General features: G+C 51.1%; 19 protein-coding genes. 12 read left to right on the plus strand and 7 right to left on the minus strand.

The window, feature by feature from the left end; all coding sequences use genetic code 11:
* Window positions 1–60: 60 nt before the first annotated feature.
* From AACQ84_RS07855 to AACQ84_RS07870, 4 genes are read left to right on the plus strand one after another with little or no spacing between them, the layout of a single operon-like run.
* On the plus strand, window positions 61–513 hold the full coding sequence (locus AACQ84_RS07855; RefSeq protein WP_012307153.1) for a tetratricopeptide repeat protein: 453 nt from the start codon (window positions 61–63) through the stop codon (window positions 511–513).
* A 22-nt stretch (window positions 514–535) separates the two neighbouring features.
* A complete protein-coding gene (locus AACQ84_RS07860; protein ID WP_012307154.1) occupies window positions 536–1,204 on the plus strand; it encodes a hypothetical protein in 669 nt (222 codons plus the stop codon).
* Window positions 1,205–1,253: 49 nt separating this feature from the next.
* On the plus strand, window positions 1,254–1,667 hold the full coding sequence (locus tag AACQ84_RS07865) for a DUF1824 family protein (RefSeq protein WP_012307155.1): 414 nt from the start codon (window positions 1,254–1,256) through the stop codon (window positions 1,665–1,667).
* Between the two features lie 43 nt (window positions 1,668–1,710).
* Window positions 1,711–2,400, plus strand: coding sequence for a hypothetical protein (locus AACQ84_RS07870; RefSeq protein ID WP_143589344.1), 690 nt, complete (start codon window positions 1,711–1,713; stop codon window positions 2,398–2,400).
* An 85-nt stretch (window positions 2,401–2,485) separates the two neighbouring features.
* On the opposite strand, the gene AACQ84_RS07875 is transcribed toward AACQ84_RS07870, so the two are convergent.
* Entirely contained in the window at window positions 2,486–4,759 is a 2,274-nt protein-coding gene (locus AACQ84_RS07875) for a ribonuclease R family protein (protein ID WP_012307157.1), read from the minus strand.
* A gap of 697 nt (window positions 4,760–5,456) precedes the next feature.
* Between AACQ84_RS07875 and AACQ84_RS07880 the strand changes: the two genes are divergently transcribed.
* Window positions 5,457–6,113, plus strand: coding sequence for a hypothetical protein (locus tag AACQ84_RS07880; protein WP_012307158.1), 657 nt, complete (start codon window positions 5,457–5,459; stop codon window positions 6,111–6,113).
* 69 nt (window positions 6,114–6,182) lie between these two features.
* Here the strand turns inward: AACQ84_RS07880 and purQ are convergent, their stop codons facing one another.
* The 4 genes from purQ to AACQ84_RS07900 form a co-directional block, all read right to left on the minus strand.
* Complete coding sequence (gene purQ, locus AACQ84_RS07885) at window positions 6,183–6,875, minus strand: phosphoribosylformylglycinamidine synthase subunit PurQ (RefSeq protein WP_012307159.1); 693 nt, start codon at window positions 6,873–6,875, stop codon at window positions 6,183–6,185.
* 57 nt (window positions 6,876–6,932) lie between these two features.
* Window positions 6,933–7,187: a phosphoribosylformylglycinamidine synthase subunit PurS gene (purS, locus tag AACQ84_RS07890; protein ID WP_012307160.1), complete on the minus strand. Its 255-nt coding sequence runs from the start codon at window positions 7,185–7,187 to the stop codon at window positions 6,933–6,935.
* Between the two features lie 92 nt (window positions 7,188–7,279).
* Complete coding sequence (locus AACQ84_RS07895; protein ID WP_012307161.1) at window positions 7,280–8,299, minus strand: permease; 1,020 nt, start codon at window positions 8,297–8,299, stop codon at window positions 7,280–7,282.
* A gap of 22 nt (window positions 8,300–8,321) precedes the next feature.
* A complete protein-coding gene (locus AACQ84_RS07900) occupies window positions 8,322–9,461 on the minus strand; it encodes a hybrid sensor histidine kinase/response regulator (RefSeq protein WP_012307162.1) in 1,140 nt (379 codons plus the stop codon).
* A gap of 227 nt (window positions 9,462–9,688) precedes the next feature.
* On the opposite strand from AACQ84_RS07900, the gene gcvP reads away from it, so the two are divergent.
* Window positions 9,689–12,583, plus strand: a complete 2,895-nt coding sequence (gene gcvP, locus AACQ84_RS07905; protein ID WP_041443860.1) for an aminomethyl-transferring glycine dehydrogenase — start codon at window positions 9,689–9,691, stop codon at window positions 12,581–12,583.
* 145 nt (window positions 12,584–12,728) lie between these two features.
* On the opposite strand, the gene AACQ84_RS07910 is transcribed toward gcvP, so the two are convergent.
* On the minus strand, window positions 12,729–13,577 hold the full coding sequence (locus AACQ84_RS07910) for an alpha/beta fold hydrolase (protein ID WP_012307164.1): 849 nt from the start codon (window positions 13,575–13,577) through the stop codon (window positions 12,729–12,731).
* Between the two features lie 11 nt (window positions 13,578–13,588).
* Window positions 13,589–13,834 (minus strand): hypothetical protein, encoded by a 246-nt coding sequence (locus tag AACQ84_RS07915; protein ID WP_012307165.1) that lies wholly within the window; start codon window positions 13,832–13,834, stop codon window positions 13,589–13,591.
* Window positions 13,835–13,985: 151 nt separating this feature from the next.
* Here AACQ84_RS07915 and AACQ84_RS07920 point away from each other — a divergent pair, with 151 nt between their 5' ends.
* The 6 genes from AACQ84_RS07920 to AACQ84_RS07945 are packed head-to-tail and all read left to right on the plus strand — an operon-like array spanning window position 13,986 to window position 18,835.
* Window positions 13,986–14,585, plus strand: a complete 600-nt coding sequence (locus AACQ84_RS07920; protein WP_012307166.1) for a tRNA-(ms[2]io[6]A)-hydroxylase — start codon at window positions 13,986–13,988, stop codon at window positions 14,583–14,585.
* Between the two features lie 39 nt (window positions 14,586–14,624).
* Window positions 14,625–14,831, plus strand: coding sequence for a hypothetical protein (locus tag AACQ84_RS07925; RefSeq protein WP_012307167.1), 207 nt, complete (start codon window positions 14,625–14,627; stop codon window positions 14,829–14,831).
* 13 nt (window positions 14,832–14,844) lie between these two features.
* Window positions 14,845–15,873 carry a mannose-1-phosphate guanylyltransferase gene (locus tag AACQ84_RS07930; protein WP_012307168.1) on the plus strand — a complete coding sequence of 343 codons (1,029 nt, stop codon included), beginning with the start codon at window positions 14,845–14,847 and terminating at the stop codon, window positions 15,871–15,873.
* On the plus strand, window positions 15,873–16,583 hold the full coding sequence (locus tag AACQ84_RS07935; RefSeq protein WP_041443503.1) for a lipoate--protein ligase family protein: 711 nt from the start codon (window positions 15,873–15,875) through the stop codon (window positions 16,581–16,583). The genes AACQ84_RS07930 and AACQ84_RS07935 overlap by 1 nt, the downstream gene beginning before the upstream one ends.
* A gap of 53 nt (window positions 16,584–16,636) precedes the next feature.
* Window positions 16,637–17,341 carry a class I SAM-dependent methyltransferase gene (locus AACQ84_RS07940; RefSeq protein WP_012307170.1) on the plus strand — a complete coding sequence of 235 codons (705 nt, stop codon included), beginning with the start codon at window positions 16,637–16,639 and terminating at the stop codon, window positions 17,339–17,341.
* Between the two features lie 57 nt (window positions 17,342–17,398).
* Window positions 17,399–18,835, plus strand: a complete 1,437-nt coding sequence (locus AACQ84_RS07945; RefSeq protein WP_200807218.1) for a hypothetical protein — start codon at window positions 17,399–17,401, stop codon at window positions 18,833–18,835.
* The last annotated feature ends 31 nt before the right edge of the window (window positions 18,836–18,866 follow it).

Genomic DNA, 18,866 nt, shown 5'->3' on the forward strand with positions numbered 1-18,866 from the left:
TAGAACTCCCATGGCCATGGGCTAAAATAGATAGGATTTTTAAGTCATCCCCCTCAACCCATGCCTCTTTTCTCTGATAAGGCCACCACAGGCAAACAAAAGAAACAGAAATTTTGGACAAAAGTGATCCTGATTATTGGTGCGGGCTCCTTTGCGGGAACTGCGATGGTGCCAGTGATCGGGGGTATCATTGATAGCGTGCGACAACCGACAACCGAAGTGGCTCGGAATCCCCAGGCGGATCAAGAAGCTCAACTCAAACAACAAGAAGCCGGATTTTTGGCGGTTTTAGAACGGGAGCCAGACAATACAAATGCGCTGCAAGGTTTGGTGCAGGCCCGTTTAGCCCTGGGGGATTTAGCAGGGGCACGTCCCCATTTGCAACGGTTGGTGGAGTTATATCCGGATGAACAGGTGCTTAAGGATCTCTTAGCCCAAGTGGACGAGGCTTTGGCACGCACTGGCAAGACAACTCCGGCCCAGTCTCCCACCGAAAATCCGGAAACGCCCTAGGCGATCGCCTTTTTGCTTGTTTATGGAGTCTAGGTCGCCACTGTTATTCCTATTGCTCCTCTTCCTGGGGGGAGGGACTGTTCTGCTACTGCAAAATAGTCAGGCGCTGGGTCTCGTTTTATTTAACCGCACGATTCCTTGGCAGTTGCCCCTCAGCATTTGGTTTATCGCAGCGGTCTTGCTTGGGTTGCTTCTGAGTTTGCTCTTGCAGCTTTTTTTAAAGGGGACAAATCCGAGTTCCAATAGCCGAGGCGATCGCCCAAATCCTCGCCTCGAACGCCTGAAACAACGCCCTCCCCGCCAGCCCGATCGCCGCACCGGTCGTTCAGATTGGGAACGGAGCCGCGCTAACTATGATTGGACCGATAAAGAACTAGAAACCCAGGACGAAGAAACCTGGGACATCGAATCACCCCCCAAACAGCCGACCCGTCCCCAGCCCCCCCCAACGGGTGAAGAAGAACCACAAATTCGCCCCCAACCCAAACCCCAGCGTCCCCGTCCTAGTCCCGGCCCAGAGGCGGCAATGCCAAAGCCACCGACGCCCAAATCGCCTGCAAAATCTGCCAAGACCCAGGATGACACGGGTACTGTCTATGACGCCGACTATCGAATTTTGACGCCCCCCTACACTTCCGAAGAGGAAGCCTCCCCTAGGGTAGATCTCGACGAGGATGAGGAATGGATCTAGCCCCAGGGAGTCTGCTAGGCTAAATCGAGTCTATTTTGTGACGTAAGCGATGAGTATTTCCCCAGAGTTGGCGGCGGCGATCGCCTTTTTGCAGCAAAAAAGTTGTGTGACCACCCCTGTCCAAGAATCAGAAGCCGAACGAGAAACACTCCGGCAAAAGCTGCGCTTGGCTTGTCAGGCGGCGAACTGGGAAAATATCGGCATCTGTGCGGATAACGTTGCTGTGGCGACTGCAACGGTGCAACAGTATCTCCGGGGTTTAGGCTACGATTCGGCGATCGCCATTGATCCAGGCGAATGGGGCGATCGCCCGGTGTATTTAAAATTTAATACTCAAAAAATGAGCCATTACCTCGATGACTATGTGGGGCAGTATCGGGGCGTTTTGGTGGCGCTGCAATCCCCTGAACCGGAACTCGCTGGGACCTATGGCCATTTCCCCCTCGATCTGTTTGCGGGATAGTCTAGGATAGGAAAAATATTTGTTGTGGTGGGGAGCATTAACCTTGAGAAACGGATTACAGAACGTTGTGCTGGCCAGTAGTTTGGCGATCGCCTTTGCCCCTCTAGGTCTAGCCCAAAACCTCACCCCAGAGCAACTTGATTTGCCCCCAGAAACCTTTGACAATAGCCCCGTACTGCAACGGTGGAGCGAAGAAGGGATCCCCGATGTGCTCCATAGCATTCGCCACGAACCGAGTTTTCAGACCCGCTGGCGGCTTGGGTATGCCCAATTTCCCAGCAATGATCGCCAAGGGGGCATCAGTGTCGGCGTTGAAGATATTTTTGTAAAGCCCGATTTTCCCCTGACCCTCAGTGCCGAAGGTCATACCCTGTTTAGTGGCGATCGCACCCAGGTGGCCGCCCGTGCCAACTATTATTTACTTCCCCTCGGCAACCGCTTTAATATTGCCCCTAGTCTCGGCTATCAATCCTTTTCTGGCCCAGATTACGAACGAGAAGGCCTAGAGGTGGGCGCCAAGTTGCAGCTTAATTTGTCGCGCTCTGGGGCCTCGACCATTAGCCTGAGTCAACAGTTTGTTAACTTAGCGACCCCAGAGGAAATGGGGATCACGACCCTAGGAGCCGGCTATGCCTTCACATCCCACTGGCGGGCGGCGACGGAAATTCAAAAACATAATTCGAGTGCGGCAAAGGAAAGTAAGGTGGGTTTTTTCCTGGAGTGGATGCCCTAGGCCTAGGCCACCGGGGGCCGTATCGTCACAAAAAAAGAGGGAAGCATGCAACGCTTCCCCCATCAGCTGAGTCATAGACGGGTGATTATTCTTCTTCCCAATTTTCCGCAGCCGCGCCATCTGGGTCTGAATTGGTATTTTTGGCGATCGCCAGGTCAATCTGTTGCCGATAATAATCGACACTCTTCACTTCCACATCGACGGTATTGCCGAGGCGATAGGCAGTACGATTTTTCCGACCCACTAGACAACTGTGTCGGGCGCGATATTCGTACCAGTCATCCTTGAGGGAGCTGACATGGACAAGACCTTCCACGAGCAGATCCTCGATTTCCACAAAGAAACCATAGGACTGCACCCCGGTGATCAATCCCTTAAAAGTGTGCCCCGTGTGGGCCTTCATCTTTTCAGCCTTTTGGAGTCCCTGGAGATCTTTTTCGGCGTCATCGGCCACCTTTTCTTGATCGTTGAGTTGCAAAATTAGGCTGGCAATGGTTTCTTCTAATTCCGTTTGGATCGGCGTTGGTAGCACTTTCCAGTTCACCTGGTTATGACAAGTGCTGCTGCCGAGGTTAACCCCGACCTTGACGCGACTCGAACGGCGATCGCGCCCCTCAGAGAAAATGAGTTTTAAAATGCGCTGCATCACCAAGTCACCATAGCGTTGTCCCGGCGCACACACGCGACTGTAACCGTCCCGGTAGGCCAAGCCAAAATGGGGGTGGGGATGGGCACCATAGCGGGGAACATCGAGGGTTTCCTGAAGTAGATAGTTCAGGATCTTTGTCATGTCCGTCTGGCTGAACTCTTGGATAAAGTGCTGATAATCGTGGGGTAACAGCTCTTCTTCCGATTCGAGCTTGAGCTTGAGGTTTAGATTGTTGCCCAACTTAATGAGATTTTCAAGGCTCTCAAAATCAGGATTCGCTTGGTAGCAATAGATGGCTGGTAGTTCTAGGGCCAGCATATGTTGGGCTACGGCTCGACCCGCTAGGATCATCACCTCTGCCAAGAGAGACCGCACCGGCAAGCTCGGTGAAACAATCATCGTCCCGAAACGCCCTTCATCTTTAAAAGCAGAAGTTACTTCGGGTAGAGAAATCTGGAAACCGCCCCGTTGCAGGCGCTGGGCTTTAACTAAAGGACTGAGGTTAAAAATTAAATCATTCAGCAGAGTTGCGACATCGGCCAGTTCAGCCTCTGCGGTTTCCCCACTACTGAGGAGGTGCTGAATCTTTTGGTAACTTAGGCTCTGGTCAACGCGGATCACACTGGGGGTAATTTCAAATTCTGCCACGTTCCCCTGATCATCAAAGGTGAGGAGAATGGACATCGTCAGGCGATCGCCCCCAGGACGAAGCTCCACCTTTTCCTTAAATTCTGGTGGAAATAGTGGAATGGTCATTTGACCGAGAAACACCGCCGTACCATGTTTTTTCGCCCACCGATCCAGGACTCCCTGGGCCGGGACAAATTCTGCCACGTCCGCTAAGTGGATGCCCAGTTGCCACTGTCCAGCCTCGGTTTTTTGCAGTGTAAATGCATTTTCAATGAAGGCTTGGTTTTCTGGGGTGAGGTGAATTTCATCCTCGATGGTGATGGTCAATTGGTCGCGAAAATCCCGCCGCTTGGCGAGCATTTTTTTTGTTAGTTTTGTGGGAATGTCCTTAACGGCAGCCAAAACCTCCTCGGGAAATTGGCGCAGTAAATCATGTTTACAACAGACAATATCGGTGTCAGCGGCGGCCTCGGCATCACTCCCCAACACCTTGGTGACAGACCCCTGGGGGAGGTACTGGGCGATGGGATATTGCACCACCGAAACATGGACGAGGTGATCAATGGCCTGCTGGAGCCGATCTGTTTCGTCCTGGAGTTCAAGTTCAAACAGGAGGCGATCGTCGAGGGGCACTGCTCGGAAGCCTTCATCTTTTTGGACCACCCGCGCTAGGAGGGAAGGATTGGCCCGTTCTAAAATTAAACGGACTACTCCCTCTGGCGATCGCCGCCGCGTTCCTTCTTTAATAATCTTGACCAAAACGCGATCGCCATTCCAAGCATTGCTGAGATAACTTTCACGAATGTAAATATCATCAGCATCCTCAGAATCCTGGATCGCAAAACAGAAACCCTTACTCGAACACCGTAGCTTTGCCTCGACCACATCCGCTTCCGGCACCCGGCGATATTTGCCCCGTTCCTTCACCAAAATATTCGAGCGCTCCAGGGCATCAAGAATAATCTGGAGTTGTTCTGTATCTTCCTCAGAGCGACACTCTAATTTCTTTTCGAGGAATTTACCGGCAACCAATTTGTCATCTGTAAAGAAAGACAGCAGTGTGGCGATTGAAAAATCCATGCAAAACTATCCTTTTCGTTAGAAAGTAAAGTGAAACGACAACAGTCCACCAGAAAAGCATCATTAGCCTGTTGTTTGTCGCTATCATTAAACCTAGACAGTCAACAGACCTGTATTTCTGATGGGAAACGCCACAAATTCCCCAGGAACCCCAAGGTTGACTGATCAAAACAATGCCCTTTCCGAAAGGATGGCCCGTTTCACAAAAGAAACAAAGCCTAATGGGGGCGAGGCCGATAACACCTCAGGAAATGACAAGTTCGCAAGTACACAGTCGAAAAACTTGAGCAAACATCGAACAGGGGAGCTCCCACACCAACCCTTCTAGAGGTCATTACGTTTAGGAAACGGCTATGGCGGGGACTTGGTTCTGAAACTGACCCAAAAAGACGTGTTTCAGGAAGAGAGCAGGGACTGCCTGTGGCTAAGCAAACCCAGCATAGAAACAAGCAATGTGATTAAAGGAGGATCGTCCGATACAATCGTGGCTGGGGCAAGGGCAAAATCTAAATGACCAAGCCACTAGACGTATGTGTTGACTATCTTGTCACAATGCTTTTTCGATATTGTACCCTGTCAAGGGAATTCTCTCCATCGCTTCCGGGGAATTCACCACCAAAGTGCTCTGAATTAGGAAGAATAAGGGTACAATTGCACTCAACTAATAAATTGAGTTAAACTTTTCCTATTGCGTTCCATGACACCAGAGATTTTTCGGCAGCGTTATCCCTACGGGGGCTTAATCAGTGAACTGGCAGCCATTGAACATGGTCAGTTCATTGTGCGGGTTGTGGTGGAACTGGAAGGCAAAAAACTCGCCAGTGGTTTGGCTGCCGCTCCCTCTGTGGAACAGGCGGAGGATCAAGCGAGAATCCGGGCTTTAAATCTGTTGGGGTCTGGGGCAATTCCGGCTCCGGCCCCGGCGAAACAAACTAGGCTGGATCAATCCCCTACATCAACTCCGGTAGTCCCTGCAAAACCCGCCCCGGCGATCGCCCCACCAACGGTTACAGCCCCGACCACTCCGGCACCAATACCGAGTCATCAAAATGATTTGCCCTTGCCATCTCCGGCTAATATCGTAGACCAGACGCCTCAAATCCCCCTAGAGCAGCCCCAAGCGATACCAGACGCAACCCTCGACTTAGAGTCAGCAGGCAGCTCGACAGACGCGTTGGATTTTTCTGAGATTATTGCCCGCAGTGACGTGGAACTCAAGCGTTTGGGCTGGTCGAGTGAGCAGGGACGCACCTATTTGCTCGAAACCTATGGGAAGCGATCGCGCCAATTACTATCCGATGATGAGTTGCTCGAATTTTTGCGCTACCTGGAATCTCAACCGACGCCCTCTTAAATTTCGGGCCGGGGCGATTAGATGCCTTTTAAGTAACTCAATGGTCGTTTAGATCGGTCAATCCCAAAACTATCCGGCAACGAGGTTTAACAACCCTTCAAATAAGCCTTTGCCGTCGACTAAACCAAGGCTGTTATCGGCGGCCCGTTCTGGGTGGGGCATCATCCCTAAAACATTTCCGGCTTGGTTAGTAATGCCGGCGATGTTATTGAGAGACCCGTTGGGGTTGGCGGCCTCATTCACATTCCCCTGGGTATCGCAATAACGGAATAAAATCTGACCCTGATCTTCGATCACCTTGAGGGTGTCGGGGTCGGCATGGTAGCGTCCTTCCCCATGGGCGATGGGAATATTGATCACCTGGTTTTGGCGATAACCCCTTGTCCACACCCGATCATTGTTTTCAACCCGGAGATATTGGCGATCGCAAATAAAATGCAGATCCCGGTTTCGCACCAAGGCCCCAGGCAGCAGACCCACTTCTGTCAAAACCTGGAAGCCATTACAAACCCCCAGCACATATTTCCCTTGATTAGCATGGTCAATGACGCTCTGCATCACCGGAGAAAAGCGGGCGATCGCCCCACAGCGGAGATAATCCCCGTAGCTAAAGCCCCCAGGCACCGCAATCACATCGATGTCCGTAATATCTGTTTCCTGGTGCCAGACCATCCGTGTCGGCTGCCCAAAAATCCCTTCCGTCACCATTGCCATGTCACGGTCACAGTTTGAGCCAGGGAAAACAATTACACCAAATTTCATCGTGTCGTTACCAATTAATTGAAAGATTGCAAGGGAAGATCGGGCGGAAATTTATCGTTATTTCAGGGGGGTAAGGTCGAAGCGATAATTTTCAATGACTGGGTTGGTAAGCAGTTGATCACACATTTGATCTACTTTCGCCTTGGCTTCTGCTTCGTCAGCGGCGGCAAGATTTAATTCGATATATTTCCCAATGCGTACCCCAGAGACGCCCCCATGGCCCAATTGACTTAGACCTGATTCGACAGCGGCACCAGCCGGATCAAGAACAGAGGGACGGAGAGTAACATAAACTTGTGCGTGGTACTGCATAGAACTCAAACTGTGAAGACGGTCTTTATTGTACGTTGCGGCGGACTTCTGGAAAACTGAAACGCGTCTCCCCGCAAAAATTCCCTGGCCCCCTAAAGGAAATAGCTATAGCCGAGGGCAAAAAGAAAGGTGAGCTGACCCGCCAAGAGGAAAAAATACAGGATAAAGCGGGGTTTAAAAATTGAGAGCATCAGGCCGACTGCTTTGATATCGATCATTGGCCCGAAAATCAAAAAGGCCAGCAGGGAACCCGTCGTGAAGGTGGAAGCAAAGGACAGGGCAAAGAAAGAATCCACCGTCGAACAGATGGAAACAATCGCCGCCAACAGCATCATCGCCACAATGGAGGTAATCGTCCCTTGGCCGAGGCTCAAGACGACTTCCCTGGGCACAAAGACTTGGATCAACGCGGCGATCGCGCTGCCGAAAATTAATACCGCCCCCAGTTCCCGCAATTCCACAGAAATATTGTTAATCAAGGCCCCAAAGAGGGTTTTAAAGCTCCGATCTTGGGTCGTCGCTGGTGCTGGCATTTTGGTCGCCACTGTTTCGAGGGGGACTGTCTGCTGGGAACCAAGGAAAAATGTCCCCGATTGGAGCAGAGGGCTGGTATTTGCTGCCTGGGCCTGGTTTTCGTTGACCTGCTGGACAAATTTTAAGCGTTGGGCCAGTTTCGGTTGGAGCAGCTTTTTGGGATCTGATTCGACGCTAAACACTGTCCCGACGATGGTGGCGATCGCCAAGGAACCCAGCACCCGATAGAGGACGATTTCCGGTTGGCCCCGAAAGGCGATCCAAGTCGACCAAATTACCACCGGATTCAGGGTGGGGGCCGACAACAAAAAACCTACCGCCACGGAAGTGGGAATCCCCTGGAGCATAAAGCGACGGGCCACGGGCACATTGCCACATTCACACACCGGAAACAAAAACCCGATGCAACTGCCCATAAAAGCCCCTAAAACTGGATTTTTCGGTAAACGCTGGATCAGTTGGCGTTCATCTACACACACCAACAGCACACTCGAAAGGATTACCCCCAGTAGCAGAAAGGGCATCGCCTCCACCAACAGGCTGACAAACAGGGTAAAGGCATTGTGTAATTGACTCATGGAGAAAAAATAACAGCGGGCACTAACTGAGGCGGTTTTCTGTCGGAATTTGTTCCGAAGTCGCAGTCGGAAATGTGACAATCACCGTGGTTCCTGTCCCTACAGTACTCTTAATCGTCACCGTCCCATTATAAATTTTTGCGATCCGTTCGGCGATCGCCAATCCGAGACCAGACCCCTGCTGCTCATACTGTTGACGGTCAAACTGCATATAGGCCCCCAAGGCCCGAATCTGCTCTGGGCTCATGCCACGACCGTGGTCTTTGATCGCTAACTGCCATACATTGCCATTGATTCGACTTTTCAGCAGAATGCGTTTCTTGGTTTGGGAAGTGTGCTCCGAAAATTTAAACGCATTATCGACAATTTCCTGCACCAGGGTAACAAGCCACTTCTCTGAGATTGCAACCTTTGCCGCACATAACTCCAGCTTCAAGTCCTCTGGTCGCTGGTATTGTTTGGCAATTTGTCGGGCCAAAGTAGTGATGAGCGTGTCACTTTTCTCAGTGACAGGGCTATACCAGAGGTGAAAATCATCGGGATCGTGGGTGGCTAAATCGAGCTTGGTGTATAGCAAGAACTTTTGGATTAAATTATGGAGGCGACTGGCTGAAATACGAATGCTCTCACTAATTTCTCGGATTTCTTGGCGGTCTAGGGTTTCCCAACATTCCCCCAGCAACTCCGCTGAGGTCATGATGCCCTGGAGGGGAGTGCGCAGCTCATGGGGAAGGGCCATGGTTAAATTGCGCCGCAGTTGCTCTAACTGTTGCGCTGAATGTTGGGCGAGACCCTGACGGCGACTGAGGCGTCCCCGGATCGCATTGAGCAGTTCCTGACGGGTAAAAGGCTTGGGAATGTAGTCATCGGCCCCTAGATCCATCCCTTGGCGTTGGGCAGAACGGGAAGCACGGGCTGACAGAAAAATAAACGGAATAGTGGTGGTGGTTGAGTTGCTATGGAGCGCCTTGAGGACACCGTACCCGTCTAATCGCGGTAAATTTACATCGCAAATAATGAGATCGGGGAGCTGCGCATAGGCCGTTTCTAAGCCGATTTGCCCATCGGTCGCTGTGATTACAGCAAACCCTTCGGCGGTTAGAATGTCCCGCAAAATACTTAAGACATTGAGTTCATCTTCGATGACTAAAATGGTCGCCACAAAATCTAGAACCTCCTCTGATGAGCGTTGAGGGAAAAAAGGGTATGGCAGAGAGCTCACAGTCCCGCCTGGAGAGACGTTAGGGGCATTGGCTGGGCTACCTTACGCCGGGGTTAGGGGCTGTTGTGATGGGAAATCCTGGATTTGGGAACCACATCAGCAGCCCGTGGGGGGTGATTTTTTCCTATTATGATAAGTGCTTAAGCCTGCTTTTTTCTGGTGATTTCATGGTTAATTTGCAACAGTTGCCGCCGCTTTCTCATGCTTCTGAGGATCATTCTTTTGCTCGCCGTCACATTGGTCTTAGTGATGGGGCAATGGCAAAAATGCTGGCATTTTTAGGGTATGACGCGTTGGAGACCTTGATTGATCAAGCGGTTCCCGCCAAGATTCGCCAAAAATTAGCAATGAATTTACCCGCCGCGAAGGGGGAACAAGAGGCGTTACAGACGCTTGCGGCGATCGCCAACCAAAATCAGGTTTACAAAAATTTCATCGGCATGGGCTATTACGACTGTGTGACCCCGCCCGTGATTCAGCGCAACATTTTGGAAAATCCGGGTTGGTATACCGCCTACACGCCCTACCAGGCGGAGATTGCCCAAGGGAGATTGGAAGCCCTACTCAATTTCCAGACGATGGTGATCGAGTTGACGGGGCTGGAGATTGCCAATGCGTCGTTGTTGGATGAGGGGACAGCGGCGGCGGAGGCGATGGCGATGAGCTATGGACTCTGTAAAAAGAAGCAGGCGAATACGTTTTTTGTGTCGGAATTGTGCCATCCGCAAACGATTGAGGTGGTGCGGACACGGGCGATTCCCTTAGACATTCAGGTGATCGTTGGTGATCATCGCACCTTTGAGATGACTGATGCTGTGTTTGGGGTGTTGTTGCAATATCCGGCGACGGATGGGGCAATTTTTGATTATCGGGCGTTTATTCAAAAAGCTCATGATCAAAAGGCGATCGCCACGGTGGCAGCGGATTTATTGAGTTTATGTGTCCTCACGCCACCGGGAGAAATGGGCGCAGACATTGCGGTGGGAACGAGTCAACGGTTTGGGGTTCCCCTCGGTTATGGTGGGCCTCACGCGGCTTATTTTGCGACGAAAGAAAAATATCAACGGCAAATTCCGGGGCGCATCGTCGGCGTTTCTAAAGATAGTCAGGGTCAACCGGCGTTACGGCTGGCATTGCAAACCCGTGAACAGCACATCCGACGGGACAAGGCGACCAGTAATATTTGTACGGCCCAGGTGCTCCTCGCGGTAATGGCTTCGATCTATGGGGTCTACCACGGTGCGGCTGGGTTGAAGGCGATCGCCACCCAAGTGCAGCAACACACGCAAACCTTGGCGACCGGCTTAGATAAACTCGGTTTTGCGTCCAATCAGGATCCAATTTTTGACACGCTTAAAGTTCAAACTACAGCAGAGCAAGCGCAAGCCATTCGTCAACGCGCCGAGGCACAGGGCTATAATTTCCGCTACTTTGCGGATGGTAATATCGGCATCAGTTGCGATGAAACCACGGTCGTCAGTGAGATTGAAACCATTTGGGCAATTTTTAGCGATGCCGAAATTCCCTTTACCTACGCCCAGCTCGCCCAGAATTTTGCGTTAAATTTGCCTGAAACGCTCCGCCGTACCAGTGACTTTTTAACGGATCCCGTATTCAATCGCTATCGTTCCGAAACGGAGTTGCTACGCTATATTCACCACCTCCAGAGCAAAGATTTATCGCTGACCACCTCGATGATTCCGTTGGGTTCCTGTACGATGAAACTCAATGCCACAGCGGAAATGATGCCGGTCACTTGGGCAAGTTTTGGCAAGATGCATCCCTTTGCGCCCCGTAGTCAAACCAAAGGCTATCAGCAAATGTGTGACCAGTTAGAACATTGGCTCGCTGAAATTACGGGTTTTGCGGGGGTTTCCCTCCAACCCAATGCTGGCTCCCAAGGGGAATATGCAGGGTTACAGGTGATCCGCCAGTACCACATCAAAAACGGCGATCGCCAGCGGAATATTTGTCTGATTCCCGAATCCGCCCACGGCACAAACCCGGCCAGTGCAGTGATGTGTGGTTTTAAGGTGATCCCGATTAAATGTTGCGGTAGCCAAGGGGATATTGAACTAGAGGATCTCAAAGCTAAAGCCGAACAATATAAAGAGAATCTCGCCGCGTTAATGGTCACCTATCCCTCGACCCACGGGGTTTTTGAGGTAGGTATCAAAGACATCTGCCAAGTGATCCATGACAACGGCGGCCAGGTGTACCTCGATGGCGCAAACATGAATGCGATGGTGGGCATTTGTCGTCCGGGGGATTTCGGTGCGGATGTTTGTCACCTGAATTTACATAAAACCTTCTGTATTCCCCATGGGGGCGGGGGGCCTGGGGTTGGCCCGATTGGTGTCGCCGCCCATCTCGTCCCCTATTTGCCCAAGACCAATTTAGACGGGAATACCGACAATATTGGCTTAATTTCGGCAGCGCCGTTCGGGAGTGCGAGTATTCTGCCGATCTCTTGGATGTACATCGCCATGATGGGAACAGCCGGTTTAACGAAGGCGACAAAAGCGGCAATCCTCAGTGCCAACTACATCGCCAAACGCTTGGATGACCATTATCCGGTGTTGTTTAAAGGGACGAATGGTTGCGTGGCCCATGAATGCATTATCGACCTGCGGGATCTGCGGAAATCGGCAGACATTACGGTGGAGGATGTGGCAAAACGTTTGATGGATTATGGTTTCCATGCGCCGACAATCTCTTGGCCCGTGGCGGGGACGATGATGATCGAACCCACTGAAAGTGAATCTTTAGAGGAGTTAGACCGTTTCTGTGAGGCGATGATTGCGATTCGGGAGGAAATTCGCCTGATTGAAGCGGGCAAAATTTCTAAGGAAGATAATCCGGTGAAAAATGCGCCCCACACCGCAGAATCCGTCATCTGTGGTGAATGGAGTCATCCCTATTCCCGTGAGGTGGCGGCCTATCCTGCCCCTTGGTTGAAACGGCATAAGTTCTGGGCAACGGTGGGCCGGATTGATAATGCCTATGGGGACAGAAATTTGGTCTGCTCCTGTGAGGGGATGGAGGCATACAAGGAAAGTTAGTTGCTCCTGTTAGTCGGGGTTGACGCTGTGAACCCCTGCCATGATTAGGGAGCGATCGCCTTTTGGATTGGATATTTACTCCCAAAATTAATGACACATCATATTTTCATCGCCGAAAAGATCACGATGGTCTGGTGTGAGATATCTATAAACTTCTAGTGAGAAAATTGGCGATCGCCTGATTAAAGGCTTCCGGTTCAACCATGTGGGCCCAGTGGTTGCCGGGGACTTTTTGCCATTGGAGATTCGTTAAATATTGACGGTAGGGCTTGAGCTGAAATTCGAGGCGATTTAACCCTCCCTCTGGCTGCACAAACAGGCTCGGCATCCCTAGGGGTTGTGTGAGGCCCTTAACCCGGAGAATATCGAGGAAAATTTCATCGCAGGCGCGTTTCACGAATTTGCTTGTCCAGGTGCCGTCGGGATTTTCCAGAAAGCTTTCCCGACAAATCGCCTGTTGCCACTCGTTCCAGCCGCGATATTGCTTCAGTTTTTTGGCGATCGCCTCGGCCTGGTGATAGCTCTCGAACTGACCCAACAGTTTTAAAAAAGGCAGCACCCGGTAGCCAATGGGGAAGGTGTAGCGCCACCAGAGGGGCAGTTGTCCCATAAAAAACGGATCAGCGAGAATCAAGCTTTTCACTTTCTCAGGATTTTGGGTTGCCCAAACAGTAGCAATTTTTGCCCCCCAACTGTGGCCGAGGAGATTCACCTGCGACCAACCGAAATGCTGACAAATGCCGCCTAGATCAGCGTTGTAATCGGCGAAAGTATAACCCGTTTCCGGTTTGCCACTGTCCCCATGACCCCGCAGATCCAGGGCAACCACATGGTATTTTTTCCCCAGACTTTCCCCCAAGCTGGCCCACACCAAACCATGATCCGCAAGGCCATGGAGGAGTACAACGGGTTCACCACCCTGATGCCATTCGTAATAGCTCAAGGGGAGGCCGTTAATTGCCGCAGTATGTTTCTTTGGGGGAATAAAAGTCATGGTAAAAAAGTCTAAGATTCTGCTTTGTCGTCGCTGTTATTGCGGGGAAAGCCACCGATCAGACCACTTTCGATCATCAGTCCTAGGCCAGCATTGACAACAATTAGGCTCACAGTGCCCCACCAAAACCAGGGTTCCCCATTAATGCGACGGGTAATCGATTCCCCCAGGAGACAGAGGCCAAAGGGAAACATCAAAACTCCAATCTGGGCGGTGATGTACCAAGTCAATTTGTTTTTTCTGACATTAAAATTCATGGGCGATCGCCTTTGCTACGGTAAATTTTGCTCCAAAAATTATAAAGAGTTGTGGCCGTTCTCGCAGGAAACTTGCTCTCGATAGCGGCTATTCTGCATCGGGCTTGGGGAAACTATATACTGTTGAGTTGTCCGCCATCTCCCCAAATCTATGACTGCTGCGACTTTACCCCGGATCAAGTTTCTTCAGGAGCCAACCCGCCCGGAATGGATCGAACTCGCCCTCAATAATTTGGATACGATTTTGCTGGATCACTCCCACTGTGAACGGAAAGCGGCAGGGGTCGCGCTGAATATGATGTTCCGGTATCCCTCGGCGGTGGAACTAGTGAAAGCATTAACGGCGATCGCCAAGGAAGAATTAGAGCATTTCGAGCTGGTGAACCAGTGGCTAGAACGGAAAAATATTCCCCTCGCGCCGTTGAATGCGCCCCCCTATGGCGGCCAGTTGCGCAAATTGATCCGGCCCCAGGAACCGGAACGGCTGTTGGATTCGTTGTTAATTTCGGCGTTAATCGAAGCCCGCTCCCACGAACGTTTAGGCCTGTTGGGGGAACATTGCCCGGAGCCGGATTTGGCAAAATTTTATCGGGGGTTAATGGCCTCGGAAGCGCGGCATTATGGGGCTTATTGGGTATTGGCAACGACCTATTACGATCAAGATTTGGTGAATCAACGGCTAGAGGAATTGGCGATCGCCGAAAGTGAAATTCTCTCGACCCTCCACCCGGAACCCCGGATCCATAGCTAGAATCAACGGCAACGGCATTTACCAAGGGAATTTTGCAGGATGGATCGGGATACAAAATTTATTTTGCTGGTTTTGGGCTTGCCCGTGGCGGGGCTGGTGTACTGTGGCCTCATCATTGCCCTAATGATCAGCCAGCCCTTTGTGCGGGCAAATTCCCTCTGGTTTGGCTTTTTATTTTTCTTGATCCCCTTTACCATTGCTGCTGTAACCTGGATTCGCGCTTCGGCGAAGGCCTACCGTAATTAAGCACTCCCAACCTATGACTTTCATTCCCGTAATTTTGGCTGGTGGCAAGGGCGAACGTTTTTGGCCCCTCAGTCGTCAAGACCGCCCGAAACAGTTCCTCAGCCTCGATGGGTCTGGGGTGAGTTTGCTGCAAGCGACAGCAAATCGTTTAGTTTCCCAGGACAATTGGACAGATCTCTGGGTGATTACGGCGGCGCAAATTGCGGATCTGGTGCGGGAACAACTGCCCCAACTGCCCCAGCGTAATATTTTGGTAGAACCGGAACGGCGGGATACGGCCGCGGCGATCGCCTGGACTTGTTTAGAGTTGGCGCAATACTACCCAGAGGATACGGTCGTTGCTTTTTTCCCCGCGGATCATTGGATTGGCGACCCAGATAGATTCCGGGCAACCCTCGACCAGGCGGCGAATTTTGTCAAAGATAAATTGGCGATCGCCACCATCGGCATCAAACCGGACTATCCCGCCACGGGTTACGGCTACATCGAGCAGGGGGAAGCGGTTGAAACGGGCATTTTTAAGGTGAATCAGTTCTACGAAAAACCCGGTACGGCTGTGGCAAAATCCTTTTTAGAAACGGGCAAATTTAGCTGGAATAGCGGGATTTTTCTCTTTTCGATCCGCACCGTCCTCCAGGAACTCGCCAGCTACGCCCCGGAAATTCTGGAACCGCTCCAAAATGAAGGGATCGACGCTTACAATAGCTTGCCGAAAATTAGTATCGACTACGCTCTAATGGAAAAAACCGAGCACGCCTATGTATTGCCCGCAGAATTCGGTTGGGATGATCTGGGGGATTGGCGATCGCTCGAAAGATTGTTGCCCCCCGATGCGGTGACCAATGTGTGTGTGGGGAATCACCATGCCTTTGAGACGGAACGGGCGATTGTCTACAGTGACAACCCCGACGAAACAGTGGTAACTCTAGGAGTTGCAGACGTGGTGGTGGTGCGCCAGGGAGATGTGACCCTGATTGTGGATAAGCACCGCACCCAGGACATTAAAAAAATCCTCGGCTATCTCCCGAAAAATCTTTTGTAATGACTGGAGTTTGGCACTATATTCCGCCCATCGAAGCGTCTGGGGAAACCCAAATGGCGATTGATGCGTGGCTTTTGGATCAGCATCTCCAGGGCAAAATCCCCTCCGTACTGCGATTTTATACCTGGGAACCGGTGGCGATTTCCCTGGGCTACCACCAACGAAAATATCCTGATTTTTGGAATGATTTGACCTACCAAGGCAAAAAAATCGATCTGGTGCGGCGTCCGAGCGGTGGACGAGCAGTGCTTCATCAGGGAGACCTCACCTACGCGATTATTACGTCTGGGTTAAAAGGCGATCGCCAAACAAACTACGAAACCCTCTGCCAATTTCTCATCGCTGGGTTTGGGGAATTGGGAATTCCTTTAAGTTATGGCCACCAGCAACGAAATTACGGGCATTTTGATAGCTGTTTTCGCACCCATACCAAGGCAGATTTGGTAACGGAATCTGGTTATAAACTGATTGGATCAGCGCAATTGCGTCGCCAAGGGGCAATTTTGCAGCACGGTTCGATTCGTCTAAATTCCGATCCAGAACTATATGAAAAAGTTTTTGGCGAGCCTCTAATCCCCGGTCTTACGTTTGTGGCCGATGACATCCAAAACATGATCAATACCCTCTGCCAGCAACTACAACTCAGCCTTAATCTCCGCCTTGTTGAAACTGACTTTATCCCCCAACTTGCGATGACGGATTCCCTGTAGATTGAGACTTGTACAATGGAATGGTTTGAATTTTCTAAACTTCGGGGCGGCCCATGTTTTCCCAGTTACCCACCGACAACCGCGAATTAAATTGGTTTACCCTCACGGAGGCGATCGCCAAACGTTTCGACGCAGAATACCAAAACCAAAGGCCCGATCTTCCCGACGAAGTACAAGCCCTGCCTATTTTCCTCGACTGGCAATCCGGCAAACTCCAGAACCGTGTCACCTCGAAATTTTGGGAACTAGCCCAACCGAAAAAAAACCAAGCTTGCCTTGATCTCGGTTGTGGGATCAGCTTTTTGATCTATCCTTGGCGCGACTGGAATGCCTATTTTTACGGCCAAGACATCAGCAAAATTGCCACAGAAATCCTCCAATCCCGCGCCCCCCAGCTTAATTCCAAACTGTTTAAAGGCATCTCAAACAAACCCGCCCATCACCTCGAAAGCTACCAGGACAGTTTTTTCGATTTGGCGATCGCCACCGGATTTAGCTGTTACTATCCCTTGGAATATTGGGAAACCGTGTTAGAACAAGTCCGGCGCGTCCTCAAACCAGGGGGCTTTTTTGTCTTTGATGTGATTGACCCAAGCCAAGATATGGCCGAAGACTGGTCAATCCTGGAAACCTACCTGGGCGCGGAAGTATTCCTCGAAGACCTAAGCAACTGGCAAGCCCTGATCAAAAAATCCGGCGCAAAAATCGTCAAAGAACAATCGGGCGAACTGTTCCATCTCTACAAAATTCGCTGGTAAAGCCATTCTTCTGATTGGATGTTGGCGGTTTGTCAGGTCAGTGAGAAGATAAAAAGCGTGGCTTATCAAGGACTGTGGGAAATGTTTAAGCGGATTATTCTCCTCGTTATTTTGGCATTGGGCCTGTGGAGTTGTGGCGATCGCCTCGATGCCCGCCTCGCCAGTGATCTCAATCGCGAACCGACGCCCGTCACCACCCAAGCCCTCACAGAAGTGGCGACGCCCAGCCTAATTACCGAACTGCGCCAAGAATTAGACCAGTACCAACCCCAGGTCAAAATTCTCAGTCCCCGTCCCGACGAAACCTTTAACAGCACCACCATCGACGTCCAACTCCAGGTCAATGACCTACCCATTTTCAAGGACGAAGAACTAGGCATGGGGCCGCACATTCACCTCTTTGTCGATGACCAGCCCTACATTGCCGTCTACGACACCAGCAAACCCGTCACCCTCGAAAACCTCAGTCCCGGTAGCCACCTGATCCGCGCCTTTGCTTCCCGTCCTTGGCACGAAAGCTTTAAAAACGAAGGTGCCTACGCCGAAACTACTTTTAATATCTTCACCAAAAGTAATAACAATATTCCTGATTTCCAACAGCCCCTCCTCACCTATAGCCGCCCCCAGGGAACCTATGGTGCTGAGCCGATCATGTTGGATTTTTATCTGACCAATGCCCCACTGCACTTCATTGCCCAGGCCGACAATAGTGATGATGTGAATGACTGGCGTATCCGGATCACCATCAATGGTGAGAGCTTTATTCTCGATGACTGGCATCCCATTTACCTCGAAGGCTTCAAGAAAGGCGAAAACTGGCTCAAGCTAGAATTTATCGATGACCAAGGGGAACTGCTAGAAAATACCTACAATAGCCCTGTCCGCGTTATTAAATACGATCCGAAGCTCAACGACACCCTCGCCAAGCTCGTCCAAAATAAACTCTCCCTCAGAACCGCGAAACGCCTCGTCACCACCAAACCTCTTGCGCCCGAAGTCGAAACGGCTGCCCCAGAAGAAACATTAGAGCCAGCACCAACCGTTGTTCCGGAAGTTGATGAAGCGACGCCACCAGCAGAAACCTTGCCAACCTTAGAAGAAGAGGTAGTACCAGAAGCAGAATCCAGCCCTTCTCCTGATCTCCCTGAGGCAATGCCAACCGAAAAAGAACCCGCTGCGACCGTTGAGGAGGCAAGCCCGAATCAATCTGAGTCATCTTTGGAAGTTAAGCAACCCGATCTTCCGCCAGAGATTGATGAAGAAGTCGCTCCCACCACAAACACTCCAGAAGTTGAAGACCCGCAACCAACCGCACCGGAATCAGAAGTAGAACCAGAAACATCGTCTCCCCCAGCAACCGCTGAAAGTGCTCCTGAGCCAGAGGTTGAGCCACGCCCCACTGTGCCAGAGTCGGATATTTCCCCAGAGACAGATCCCCTTGAACAGGGCACAGATGATCTAGAGTCTCCGGAAATTCAGTTGTTCCCGGAGTAACCTAGAGGCGATCTTGATCATCATTGATACT

Origin of the sequence: Picosynechococcus sp. PCC 7002, from assembly GCF_963860125.1 — a bacterium.
Classification (GTDB): domain Bacteria; phylum Cyanobacteriota; class Cyanobacteriia; order Cyanobacteriales; family MRBY01; genus MRBY01.